The organism is Sphingobium sp. LB126, assembly GCF_002795205.1.
GTDB classification, from domain to species: domain Bacteria; phylum Pseudomonadota; class Alphaproteobacteria; order Sphingomonadales; family Sphingomonadaceae; genus Sphingobium; species Sphingobium chungbukense.
This window is the reverse complement of record NZ_NETV01000007.1, coordinates 1-12,035: the sequence shown is the minus strand read 5'-3', so window position 1 is coordinate 12,035 and position 12,035 is coordinate 1. Positions and strand designations below refer to the sequence as shown.

Here is a 12,035-nt window from a genome sequence, read left to right as displayed (position 1 = left end):
GATTGTCGGTCGGAGCATAACCCAAACCATAAGGAGACCATAACATGCGCGCGACAGGCAAATTAGCGCCCACTACTCAGTCGTTCGGCGCGTTCCAGCGCTATCCACGCAACGCTTGGTATGTAGCGGCGGGCGACACCGAAGTGACGCGCAAGCCTATGGCGCGCAAGCTCCTGGGCGAGTGGTAGTAATGTATCGGACCGAGGCGGGTGAACGGTGGCGATGCAGAATGCATGTCCACATCGCGGCTTTCCTTTTCAGGAGAGCCGAGTGTCGGGGACAGCATCCAGTGTGGCTATCACGGGATGTGTTCGATAGCAGGGGCGCTGCACGAAGATCGCTGGTGGAGCTTCACCTCCCCGGCGATGCGGCGTCCGGTCCTATCAGTGTCGAGCGCCGGAACTTTATCTGGATTTGGATGGGCGATCCGGATCTAGCTATCCCGCCGACATCCCCATGGCACAATGGGGGACGACCATTTCGATCACGTCTATTACTTCCCGCTACCCATGGCTGCGAACTTCATGCGGGGCCACGATAACCTATTCGACACTACGCATGTCAGCTTTCTCCATGCCGGTTGATGGATAGCGGTGACGACCGGGAGATTCTGACCCAACCATCAACCAGGATTATGAGCAAGACGGGCGAAAATTCACACGGATATTGCATGCCCAACTTCATCGCCCACGAAATGTTGCCCGTATTTGGCATGTACCGACAGGCCGCCCACTGAATCGGACAATCACGATGATTCATGAGTTGCCCGCAGCGTAAGATCTACAACCGTTTACGGATCCCGCGGACGGCAATCGTATCATAAGCCAGCGCTGTACTAACGTTGGCCTGACCCCCGCCGACGACAGTCACTGCTATCACTTTACGGCGGTCAGCTCGAGCTTCCGACAACCGAAGACGACACGGCCGCCCAGTTGGAGGTCTTCTCGCAGGACCTGTCTGCCTGCGAAGCAATCCAGAGTCACTTCAACGCAAACCGGATACGGCCTCAGAGATCAGCGTCATGTCCGATAAACTCGCTATCGTCGCACGACGCCTGATCGACGAGATGTAGAAGCGGAGAACAAGGCCACTCGACTGCAAATCATCGGGAGCTGATGGCCGGTTTCACTGTCGGACGCGATGCCCGGTGTTGATCATCGGTGATTTCTCGCGACGCGAGATCGCTGCGGATTGCGCCTGCAACCTGCAGCGTTCCGCGAATCTCCTGACGGATGGCTGCCACCGCAGAACCGTTTGCCAAGAGCGGCGCACCATGGATCGGCGACGACCGTTGAGGTTGGGCTGTAAATCGGCATCCAAAAGGGATCCACCGGGCGGCAAGACTGGCTATCGGCGGTGCCCGAGCCTTGGTGCGCGATGTCAATCGCGAGCGCACCAGACCCGCCGATGCCCCCTAGAAGAGACATGACAACCGCGTCCAGTATGGGGATGAGAGCATCCTCGTTCCCGCACCGGCTGGAGACATGTTTCCGTGAACGCCTCGGTCCCTCACATCTCCCGCTGCCGTCGATCCCTTCGACAGCATGCGGCGCCCGCTCAGCGAACCCATCAGCTGCCAAGAGAGATGTATCCGTGCTGGGCCTCATCACCGGTTCGTCAACATTACCAATCGAGCATCTTTGACGCCAAAGTGGCAGGCCAGTGCCAGCGGCGAATATACGACGCCGCTGTCGTCCGCTACGACGGATTGATCGCGTTCGACTATACCTACCAGACATGTTCAACTCCGGGCTGGGGCAGCTGCCGCAACTCCAGATGCCAAGCTATAGGAATTATTATGATCGAGACAAATCTTCCACTTGAAGGCTTGCGGATCTAGAGATTGGCCACTTCGTCGCAGCCCCCTTTGCGACGCGGCTGCTTGCAGACCTCGGTGCGGACGTTGTCAAGATCGAGCCGCCAGGCGGTGACCCATCCGCCAATGGGGCGAGCACGTGAACGGCCAGTCGCTTTGGTGGTCGGTACACGGCCGTAATAAGCGGAGCATTGTCCTAAACTGAAGCATCCCGGCGCGATCGACATCGTTCTCGATCTGGTCGAAACTTGCGACGCCGTGGTCGAGAACTTTCGGCCTGGGCAACTCGAGAAGCTCGGGTTGGGGCCTGCCAAGTTGCGCGAGCGATGCCCTGGCCTGATCGTGACGCACATCTCTGGCTTTGGGCAAAGCGGGCCTTACCGCGATCGCGCCGCCTTTGGCGTTATCGGTGAAGCGCTCGGCGGCTTGCGTTATCTGACCGACCAACCTCCGGTACCAGCGATCTTCCGCCCGTCCGCGTCGGCGTCAGCATCGGAGATTCGGTAGCGGGTCTCTACGCGGCATTCGGCCTCCTTGCAGCGCTGTGGCAGCGAGATCGGCCCGGCGGAGAGCGGACCGGTCGCACGATCGACGTCGCGCTGACCGAAAGCGTCCTGAGCCTCATGGAAGGCATGCTCCCGGAGTTCGGGCGGTTGGGTAAGATTCGCCAGCCGACCGGTGGTGGCATTGCGACCGCGGCACCGACCAACGCCTATCCGACCGCGGATGGGGCGTTCGTCCTGATCGCCGCTAACTCCGAGCCTCTCTTCGCGAAGCTGATGACCCTTGTCGGCCGACCCGAGCTGATCGGAGCTCCTGGCTACGCCGGCAACCAGCAGCGCGTTGCGAATTCGAGCGCTCTCGACGAGATCATTGGCGACTGGACACGCAGGCACGCGTCCGCCGCGCTGATCGAGGTTCTTGCGACGGCCGACATTCCCAGCTCGAAGATCTACACGGCGGCCGACATCGCCAGCGATCCTCAGTATCGCGTGCGCAAGATGGTCCGGGAGGTCGACGACGACCTGCTTGGCGGACCGGTTCTCCACCCTGGCGTGGTCCCTTCGTTCGATGGAGGCGCTGTCCCCATCCGATGGACCGGGCCGCATCGGCGAGCATACCGAGGAGGTGCTTCGATCAGCGTTGAAGCTGACTGACGCTAAGATCGAGACTTTGCGCTCGGAGGGCGTGATAGCATGAGCTCCGCAATCGCCTTGGTCGAAGTCGGTCCGCGTGACGGGTTCCAGCCCATCGGACCGCATATCGCTACCGACGTGAAAATCGCATTCGTCGAAGGGCTGTACCGCGCCGGACTTCGCAGAATGGAAGTGACCGCCTTCGTGAATGAACGGGCTGTGCCACAATTGTCGGATGCGGCTGAAGTCCTGCGGGCAGCGCAATTGCTGCCCGGCCTAGCGGCCCAGGTCCTTGTACCTAACAAGCGTTTTGCCATCGAGCTTGGAAGCTGGCGCTTCCCATATAGCGTTCGTGCTTTCGGCCAGCGAGAAGCATAACCAGAACAATGTCCGGCGCAGTCCGGCCGAATCGGTCGAGGAATATGGCCGGCTCGTTGCCGATTTGCCCGGAGGCACTCGGGTGCGCTTGAATCTGGCCACCTCCTTCGACTGCCCGTTCGACGGGCCCGTGCCCGAGGCGGATGTTTTGAAACTTCTCGACGCCTTGATCCCGCTGCGGCCCGGTGTGGAGGTCGCGCTGTGCGATACTACCGGACGGGTCACGCCCGATCGGGTGAGGCGCTGTTCCGAGCGGTCGATCCGCCGATATGGGAACGGTACGGGATGGGCGTTCCACGGCCACGACACCTACGGTCTGGGCGTAGCAAATGTGTTGGCCGCCTATGACGCAGGCGTTCGCGTGTTTGACAGTTCCTTTGCGGGGCTTGGCGGCTGCCCCTTCGCTCCGGGCGCGACCGGCAACGTCGCAACCGAGGATGTCGTCTGGACCTTCAACAATGGGTCTCGAGACGGGCGTGGATCTCGGGTCGCTCCTCGAGGTCTCGATGAGGGGTGCGGAGATCCCGGGCTTTCTCCGGCGGGCGTGTGCGAAACGCGCTCGAAGGCCAGCGCTGTGTTCAAGCGTTGGAGGGGTGATCGATGGCGAAGACGCTCTATGAGAAGATCTGGATACCCACGTCGTCACCACACTCGGCGACTCGCCAGACAGACTGCTTATGTTGATCGCCACTCGTCTATGAGGTGACGAGCCCGCAAGCCTTCGATGGCCTGCGCACGAGCGGACGAACGGTACGACGTCCCGATCTGACGTTGGCCGGTCGCAGATCACAACGTGCCGACCGAGCATCGGCAGCAGGGCCTGCTCTCGGTCGCCGACCCAGAGAGCAGGCGGCAGATTGAGCAACTCGAACTGAATGCCGTGAATTTGGCATTCGCTATGTTCCGCTTACCAGCCGCCGACAGGGGATCGTTCACGTGATCGGACCCGAGTTGGGCCTCACGTTGCCCGGCACCGTCATTGTCTGCGGCGACAGCCACACCTCAACCCACGGCGCGTTCGGCGCATGGCCTTTGGGATTGGCACCTCTGAGGTCGAGCATGTGCTCGCGACCCAGACGCTGGTGCAACGACCGTCGAAACGATGCTTGTTCGCCTCGAGGGCAGACTCCGGTACGGCGTCGCGGCGAAGGACCTGGCGCTCGCTATCATCCGGCAACTGGGCGCCGGCGGGGGCAGCGGCTATTGGTCGAGTACGCCGGCTCGGCGGTAGATAGTCTCGACATGGCCGGCAGAATGACGATCTGCAATATGACATCGAGTTGGGGGCTAGGGCTGGTCTGATCGCTCCGGACGCGGTGACATTCGACTACCTTGCAAACACCCCTTGGGCCCCGAAAGGCCAAGAGCTCGAGACTGCTCCGGGAAGCTTGGTCCGCGTCTCCGGAGCGACGCAGGAGCGTCGTTCGATCGCATTGAGACACTAGACGCGGCCACATCGAGCCGATGGTGACCTGGGGCACTAGCCCGGACGCTGTGACGACGATCGTGGCTTGGTGCTGATCCAGCGCAGGAGACGGACGAGGCGAAACGAGCCCAGATCGCGCGAATGCTCGCGTACATGGACCTTGAGCCAGGTCAGCCCTTGGCAGGGCTTCCGATCGATGTGGTGTTCATAGGGTCGTGCACCAACAGCCGCATCGAGGACCTTCGCGAGGCGGCCCGCGTCGCCAAGGGTCGAAAGGTCTCGCCCGGCGTGAGAGCGCTCGTCGTTCCAGGATCGGGAGAGGTCAAGGCGCGCGTGAAGCGAAGGTCTGGACACGATTTTTGAGAGGCCGGCTTCCAGTGGCGGAGCCCGGCTGTTCGATGTGTCTCGGACTAAACCCCGATCGATTGGCCCCGGCGAGCGCTGTGCCTCAACGTCGAACCGCAATTTCGAGGGACGGCAGGGACCAGGCGGCGGACACACCTCGTCTCGCCAGCCATGGCTGCGGCCCGGCCGTGAATGCTGCTTGGTGGACTCAAGGGCGCAACTGCAATGACCCCCTTTGTCAGGCTCGAGGCCGTCGCTGTATCCGGTGCGATCGCGAACATCGACACCGATATGCTAGTCCCCGCCAAGTTCCTTAAGACAACGTCGCGCAAAGGTCTGAAGGATGCTCTGTTTTTCAATCTTCGCGCCTCAGATCCGGACTTTCCACTCAACAAATCACATGGAACAAAGCAGGCATCCTGATCTCTGGCTCAAACCTTGGATGCGGCTCTAGCCGCGAGCATGCCCCCTGGGCGCTGCTGGATTTCGGAATCCGCTGCGTCATCGCGGAGAGTTTCGCCGATATCTTCTACCTGAACTGCTTCAAGAATGGGATGCTCCCCATCCGCCTGCCAGCAGCCAGATCAACGCTTTGCAGGCCGAAGCGTCGGCCGCCTCATCCTCCTGGATGACCGTCGACCTGACCCAGCAGAAGATTACGACAGGTTCCTCGGTTGTACCGTTCGAAGTCGACGCGGAGAGGCGGCGCCGGCTGATCGAGGGTATCGATGATATTGCCCTCAGCCTCGCCCATTTGGGAGAGATCGAGACGTTCGAGCGGACGGCGGCACTGGTACAGCCGTGGGTAGGACCTATTCCGAAAGCGATCGGGGCTGTTGAAAAACGCCCCGCTGGTGGCCGGGTACGGTTGGGGGCGGAATGACACCCCAAGGCTCCAATCCGTCCCACAAGATGATGTTTGAGAATGGGGCGCGCTCTTGGAGCGCGCGCCCTCCGTATCGTTGCGCGATTACAACAGGCGTCACCGGAAGCTTTGTGCGCCGGACAAGGATTTGTCGGACATAGTGAGAACAAAGGCGTCATGGGGTGTTGCGGAGATACTGATAGAGGGTTTCGCGACTGATCCCCAGGTCGCGGGCGATAGCGCCTTTCGCTCGCCAACCGCTATGCGGCGATGCAGTTCGGCGACCATTTCGTCGGAGAGGAGCGTTTCCGTCCACGATAGGCGCCGCGTTGCCTGGCGATCGCGATGCCCTCGCGTTGCCGTTCCCGGATCAGGGCGCGCTCGAATCCCGCAAATGCGCCCATGACCGAGAGCATCAGATTCGCCATCGGAGAATCCTCGCCCGAGAAGGCCAGGCTCTCCTTCACGAACTCGATCCGGATACCTCTTTTGGTGAGGGAGTGAACCAACTTGCGCAGGTCGTCGAGATTGCGCGCCAGTCGATCCATGCTGTGGACCACGACGGTGTCGCCCTCGCGGGCGAAAGCGAGCATGGCGTCGAGCTGCGGCCGGTTGACGTCTTTGCCCGATGCTTGTCAGTGAACACCCGGTCGAGCGACTGCCCTTCCAACTGGCGATCGACATTCTGATCGAATGTGCTGACCCGGACGTAACCGATCCTTTGGCCTTTCATCGCCACCCCTGTGCGATTTTGTCAGGTTGAAATCTATGATACAGCGCGACCAGCGTCAATAAACTCGTATCACAACTCTATCCTGACAGAAACTGGCGCACCGTCCTGACGTCGGGTTAGGCTATACTCCAGATTGACATAAGGATAAGGGGGTCGATCAGCTTCGACACGCGAGCTCTGTGTCCGGTGTCAGACAGGCCGATAGGCGACACCGATCCGCCTTTCAGCCGTACCACGCTTTTGGAGAAGCGCTGCGATATACCGCTCGGCTGCGGCATGATCGGCGAAGGCATGGCGCTGGGCTTGGCCGCGCGCGCCGATCCGGCCCCAGCGGCTTTCGACGACGATCATGCCGAACAGGTCAACGCTCACGGTGATGCTGTAGCGTCGGCGAATATTACGCGCCGGATCAAGCGCGATCAGCTCAACGGGATTAGGGAGAAGACCTGCGCCATTCATGTCGCAAAGCCTACAGCATCGGTTTGCCGATGTCCGACGACTTCTCTGAATCAGTCATGCTGCACTGATTCACGGAACCGATGATTCCGGGCGCCTTTTACCTCGATTGTGCAGCGCACCGGTCTTTTCGCTTTTTGGGGTGACTACACGAAAGTGACGTATCTGCACGGAAAGGCGAACGGATAGCGAACGTCACGCGGCAAGTAGGGAGTTGACGGCGCGCAGCGGTCGCAAGGCGTCCGGATCGGGTTGATCTTCACATTCCAGCTATAGTCACCGGTCAGCGAGATATGCTCCCAGCCCAATGGCGCGATGTGGCGTGCGATTTCGTCGGCTGTGCCGATGTCCGCCAGCGCCATTTCGAGATAGCGAGTGTTCCACAAGATGATGGCGGCGACGAGCAGGTTGAGGCCGGAGGCGCGATAGGTCTGGTTCTCGAACCGACGTCGCGCAGTTCGCCGAGCTGGTTGAAGAAGAGCGCGCGGGCGAGCGCGTTGCGGGCTTCGCCTTTGTTGAGGCCCGCCTGGGTGCGCCGGCGCAGGTCGATGTCGCGCAGCCAGTCGAGCATGAAAATGGAGCGTTCGAGGCGGCCCAGCTCGCGTAGTGCGAGGGCCAGTCCGTTCTGTCGCGGATAGGCGGACAAGCGGCGCAGCATTGCCGAAGCAGTGACGGTGCCGGTGCGGATCGACGTGGCGAACCGCAGCAGTTCGTCCCAATGCGCCGCGACATGACCCAATGCGATCGGTTCGGCCGTCATGCCGGCAAGCAAGGGGCCGGATTCTTGGCCGGGAAGGAGGTGTAAACGACGCTCCTTGATGTCGCGCAGGCGCGGCGCGAAGCGGTAGCCGAAGAAGGGCATGAGGCCGAACACATGGTCCGATGCCCCGCCCGTATCGGTGTAGTGCTCCTCGATCGTCAGGCCGGTCTGGTGATACAGCAAGCCATCCAGCACATAGGGCGCTTCGCCAGCGGTCGCCGCGATCACCCGACTTGCGAAGGGGTCATATCGATCCGAGACATGGGTGTAGAAGGCAAACGCCTGGTTCGTTGCCGCTGCGCGCGTTGATGTCGCCGATCGCGGCCCCACGGCCCCCGGCATGAAATTGCTGTCCGTCGCTCGACGAAGTGGTGCCGTCTCCCCACAGCGCGGCGAGCGGCATGGCGCGATGGGCGTCGATCAGCCTTCCCAACGCTTCGCCATAGGCGGCTTCGCTGATGTGCCAGTCGTGAAGATGGGCGAGCTGACGCAGACTTGCGCCCCCGGCAGGTTTCCGCCATGCGTGTGAGGCCGAGATTGATGCCATCGGCGAGGATGACCGTGAGCAGCGCATTGCGATCGTCGGCTTCCCGGCCCGAACGACGATGGATGAAGCATTCGCTGAACCCGGTCCAGGCATCGACCTCCAGCAGAAGATCGGTGATCTTCACGCGCGGCAGTCGATCATAGCGGGCGCGACGGGCAATCTCGGTGGCGGGCGGTGTTGCCCGCCTTCAGCGGCGAGATGATGAGACCGTTTTTCGTCAAGCTTAACCTGGGCAGCTCCCCTTGCCGTGCAAGGACCGTTACCTGCTCGATCGCCGTGTCGAGCCTGGTGCGCCGTTCCTCGATATGGCGCTCGAAATCCGTTTCGATGGGAGCGGCAACGGCCCCTTCTCGCGCAGCGCCGCAAAGGTCGCCGGCGGTATGAGATAGCTGTCGAAATCGCGAAACTGCCGGCTTCCCGCGACCCATATATCCCCGGCTCGCAACCGCTCGCGTAGTTGCGACAAGGCGCATAGTTCATAAGCGGCACGATCAACGATGCCATCCCGCAGGACGAACGGGCGCCATGCGGGCGGCACAAAGCGTAGCCGGCACGCGATCAGGCAAGCGCCGTTTGCCGGTCCGATATAGCTCCGCGATGATGGCCAGCGCTGACAGGAGCCCCTGAACCGCGCCGGCGCCGCGAAACTCGAAGGCGTTGAGAAAAGCGCCGACAAAGAGCTTCACCGTCCGATGCCGCTCGATCAATTCGGCGGTGCGATCGACGGTTTCCGGTCGCCCGAGCACTTCGGCCTGCTCGACGGCCACGGCGAAGTGCTGCCAGTCCAGCGCCTCGATCTGCGCCAGAGAATCCACGCCCTTGCTGCGCGCGTCGATGAGGAGGCGGCAAGACCCCGTGAGCGTCCGGAGGTGGCCTTGCAACTCGCGCACCGTCTTGAGGGCTTTGTCGCGGGTCCGGTTCTCGGCGCGGCGCGCCATGCTGCCCAACAGCTTGTCGAACATCGTCAGGGTGGCGTCGGTCAGGCTTTCCTCAAGCCGGATGCCGGTTGCCGCCAGCGTCGCATGGCGGCGCAGGGCATTGAGTTCGCCAAGGTGCTGGGGTGTGATGCGGCTGCCTTCGTCCGCCAGCCTGTCAAAAGTCAAAGCCGGGATCATGTCGGCACGGGCGCGATCGAGGCCCAGCGCGCGGATATAGGCGAGCCGTTCGATCAGGCGCAGGATGTTGCGCGCTGCCGGCGATTGTGGCGCATTGCGCATCCAGGATAGCCATGTCGCGACCTGCCCCGGTCGTCGGGCCAGCAAATCGTCCAGGCCCTGAAGGGTGTCAGGCAGCAGGCCATTCGTGAGCACTTCATAGGTAAGCTGTTCGGCTTGCTGGCGCGCCCGCCGCAGCACCGCTTCGAGAATCGACGGAGAAGGCAGGAGGATCTGCAGGCGCCGGAGTTCATCGACGATGACGTCTGCCATCTGGCCGGGGTGTATGATGGTCTGCGCGATTGGGACCGAGAAGGCGACAACTTCACGGAAAGCGTTGCGGTCAAAAATCCTGAACCCGTGCGATCGTCGGATTTCGACGAGATGCTCGCGACGGGTCTGGTCCCGATGGGCATAATCCGCGAAGGCTGCCGGCGCGACGCCGAGTTGCTGCGCCACATAGGCGAGCACAGGAGCGGGCGGGACTTCGCCCGCTTCCAGCGCACGGCCAGGCCATCTCATATATAGCATGAGCATCGCATAGCCGAGCCGGGTGGCATCGCCGCGACGGCGGCCGACAATTTCCAGGTCGTCGCTGGTCAGCGTATAATGACGCGCGATCTCGCGCTCATCGAGCGGCGCGCCAATGCCTCGCCCAGATTTCCAGGCTCACCAGTCGCCGTCTCGCCAAGCATCATCTCCTTCGCTTTGCGTGTCCGTCAGACGGTCCTCTGGCGGCCAACAGGAATATGTCCGTTAACTCTGGACCTGTAACGGCGATTCGGACAAGATCGCATAATGACGGGAAAACGGACAGGATCGGGCATCATGTGGCGCTGATCGGCTATGCGCGCGTCTCGACCGCAGACCAGAAGCTGTCGCTCCAGCTTGACGCGCTGAACACTGCCGGGTGCGACCGTATATTCGACGATCACGCATCCGGGGCAAAAGCCGATCGGCCTGGCCTAACCGAAGCGCTCGCCTATTTGCGCCCCGGCGACACGCTGGTGGTCTGGAAACTCGACCGCCTCGGCCGCTCGATGAGCCACCTGATCGAGAAGGTCGGCGAGCTTGCGGCGCGCGCATCGGGTTCCGCTCACTCACCGAGAATATCGACACCACCACTTCGGGCGGCATGCTGGTGTTCAACATCTTCGGCTCGCTGGCCCAATTCGAGCGTGACCTGATCCGTGAACGCACTCATGCCGGCCTCAAGGCCGCACGCGAGCGGGGCAACAAGGGTGGTCGCCGGCCTGTCGTTACCCCGACAAACTACGTAAAGCGCGGGCGCATATCGCAGCGGGCCTCACTGTTCGTGAGGCGGCGGCCCGGCTCAAGATCGGCAAAACCGCCCTATACAAGGCTCTGGAAAACGCGTGAAACCGCTGGCGATCAAGAACTCGTGGGTGCTGGTCACAGGGGCTTCGACCGGTTTGGGCAGAGCGTCCGCCCTCCGCTTGGCGGCATCGTACCAGGCCAAGCCCTGATTGTTGGACGAAGGCTCGACAACTTGCGGAGCTACAGACCGAAATTGACGAGCGGTTCAATGTGCCGTGCGAGATTATAGTGGCTGATCAACGTGAAATCGAGGGCAGGGAGAAAATCGCGGCTAAGGTTGCAGAATTGCAAGTAACAGCCGCTTTGTTGGTTGCCGGAATGACGAGCGTTGGTTCATTTGATGCAGGCCGTGCCGACACTTATGCCGAGGTAATTGAAACAAACATACTCGGTTTCACGGATTTGCTGGCTCGCCTGATTGCGATTTTCAGGGAGCAGCCGTTTGAATCCTCAGTAATCGCCGTGTCGAGCCTGGCGGGCGAAACATCCGTGCCCTTCCAAGCGGTCTACGGCGCGTCGAAAGCCTATGTGAGCACCCTCATGCGAGCGCTTTCCGTGGAGCTTGCCGGGACGGGAGTGAGTGTTGGGTCTTTTGCACCCGGTGGAATCGACACAGACATGGCTGCCCTCAGCGATTTGAAGTGGGGGAGGTTGGGTTTGATGGACGTTGACCGGTGCGCGGCCCATGCAGTCCACGCTCTGGTTTATCGGCAATCCTTCGCCATACCGGGGATGGGCAACCAGCTCACATATTTGGCGAGCAGGGTTCTACCTCGATCGTTGGTCAATCGGATTGCCGCCCTCCCATATCGGCGCCCGTAGGGCGGCACCACATAAAAGGGGCAGGAAAGCCTGCGAATAGCATCTGCTGGCATCGTACCGGATTTGTTCGCCCTTAGCGTGCAGATACGTCACTTTCGTGTAGTCACCCCTTTTTTCGGCCTGTTTGCGGCACGCCTGCACCGCCTCGCGGTTGCCATCGGCGAGCGGGGCCGCCGCGACGATCAATCCCCAGCTCTCCGGCGCGGCCGTCTGCATCAAACGTTGCCCCGCATCCCATGCCGACTTTTCGCCAAGCGCC

10 protein-coding genes and 4 pseudogenes are annotated in these 12,035 nt (G+C 61.6%); 10 read left to right on the top strand and 4 right to left on the bottom strand.

The features are described 5' to 3' along the window. Nucleotides 1-44 precede the first annotated feature (44 nt). The 8 genes and pseudogenes from CAF53_RS27370 to CAF53_RS27715 all read left to right on the top strand — a co-directional run bounded on the left by CAF53_RS27370 (nt 45) and on the right by CAF53_RS27715 (nt 5,984). Nucleotides 45-188 (top strand): hypothetical protein, encoded by a 144-nt coding sequence (locus CAF53_RS27370; protein ID WP_157801400.1) that lies wholly within the window; start codon nt 45-47, stop codon nt 186-188. Between the two features lie 1,654 nt (nt 189-1,842). Next, nucleotides 1,843-1,959: a CoA transferase gene (locus CAF53_RS29295; protein ID WP_347337878.1), complete on the top strand. Its 117-nt coding sequence runs from the start codon at nt 1,843-1,845 to the stop codon at nt 1,957-1,959. 115 nt (nt 1,960-2,074) lie between these two features. After that, a complete protein-coding gene (locus tag CAF53_RS29175; protein ID WP_277949235.1) occupies nt 2,075-2,323 on the top strand; it encodes a CoA transferase in 249 nt (82 codons plus the stop codon). Then, complete coding sequence (locus tag CAF53_RS28835) at nt 2,308-2,973, top strand: CoA transferase (protein ID WP_242443694.1); 666 nt, start codon at nt 2,308-2,310, stop codon at nt 2,971-2,973. Before CAF53_RS29175 ends, CAF53_RS28835 begins: the two co-directional genes overlap by 16 nt. Before the next feature lie 39 nt (nt 2,974-3,012). Beyond that, entirely contained in the window at nt 3,013-3,330 is a 318-nt protein-coding gene (locus CAF53_RS28830; RefSeq protein ID WP_242443683.1) for a hypothetical protein, read from the top strand. Then, on the top strand, nt 3,305-4,036 hold the full coding sequence (locus CAF53_RS28825) for a hypothetical protein (RefSeq protein WP_242443682.1): 732 nt from the start codon (nt 3,305-3,307) through the stop codon (nt 4,034-4,036). The genes CAF53_RS28830 and CAF53_RS28825 overlap by 26 nt, the downstream gene beginning before the upstream one ends. Next, nucleotides 4,021-5,293 (top strand): annotated as a pseudogene (leuC, locus tag CAF53_RS26155) (3-isopropylmalate dehydratase large subunit); the annotation flags it as partial. The gene CAF53_RS28825 and the pseudogene leuC, both read left to right, overlap by 16 nt. A 436-nt stretch (nt 5,294-5,729) precedes the next feature. Continuing rightward, entirely contained in the window at nt 5,730-5,984 is a 255-nt protein-coding gene (locus CAF53_RS27715; protein ID WP_197707586.1) for a hypothetical protein, read from the top strand. Between the two features lie 157 nt (nt 5,985-6,141). On the opposite strand, the pseudogene CAF53_RS26145 reads toward CAF53_RS27715, so the two are convergent. From CAF53_RS26145 to CAF53_RS26135, 3 genes and pseudogenes are all read right to left on the bottom strand, one after another. After that, nucleotides 6,142-6,699 (bottom strand): annotated as a pseudogene (locus CAF53_RS26145) (recombinase family protein). Between the two features lie 189 nt (nt 6,700-6,888). Further along, nucleotides 6,889-7,158 carry a WGR domain-containing protein gene (locus tag CAF53_RS26140; protein ID WP_100239968.1) on the bottom strand — a complete coding sequence of 90 codons (270 nt, stop codon included), beginning with the start codon at nt 7,156-7,158 and terminating at the stop codon, nt 6,889-6,891. A gap of 192 nt (nt 7,159-7,350) precedes the next feature. Further along, nucleotides 7,351-10,307: pseudogene (locus tag CAF53_RS26135) on the bottom strand (Tn3 family transposase). A 139-nt stretch (nt 10,308-10,446) separates the two neighbouring features. On the opposite strand from CAF53_RS26135, the pseudogene CAF53_RS26130 reads away from it, so the two are divergent. After that, nucleotides 10,447-10,996, top strand: a pseudogene (locus CAF53_RS26130) (recombinase family protein). 168 nt (nt 10,997-11,164) lie between these two features. Next, on the top strand, nt 11,165-11,776 hold the full coding sequence (locus CAF53_RS26125) for an SDR family NAD(P)-dependent oxidoreductase (RefSeq protein ID WP_242443681.1): 612 nt from the start codon (nt 11,165-11,167) through the stop codon (nt 11,774-11,776). On the opposite strand, the gene CAF53_RS27810 is transcribed toward CAF53_RS26125, so the two are convergent. Continuing rightward, a partial coding sequence (locus tag CAF53_RS27810) for a DUF6118 family protein (RefSeq protein ID WP_242443680.1) occupies nt 11,723-12,035 on the bottom strand: 313 nt, incomplete at its 5' end. The genes CAF53_RS26125 and CAF53_RS27810 overlap by 54 nt on opposite strands.

Coding starts and splice junctions, on each gene's coding strand:
- CAF53_RS27715 (WP_197707586.1), top strand. CDS start 5,730: ATGACCGTCGACCTGACCCAGCAGAAGATTACGACAGGTTCCTCGGTT.
- CAF53_RS28830 (WP_242443683.1), top strand. CDS start 3,013: ATGAGCTCCGCAATCGCCTTGGTCGAAGTCGGTCCGCGTGACGGGTTC.
- CAF53_RS26140 (WP_100239968.1), bottom strand. CDS start 7,158: ATGAATGGCGCAGGTCTTCTCCCTAATCCCGTTGAGCTGATCGCGCTT.
- CAF53_RS27370 (WP_157801400.1), top strand. CDS start 45: ATGCGCGCGACAGGCAAATTAGCGCCCACTACTCAGTCGTTCGGCGCG.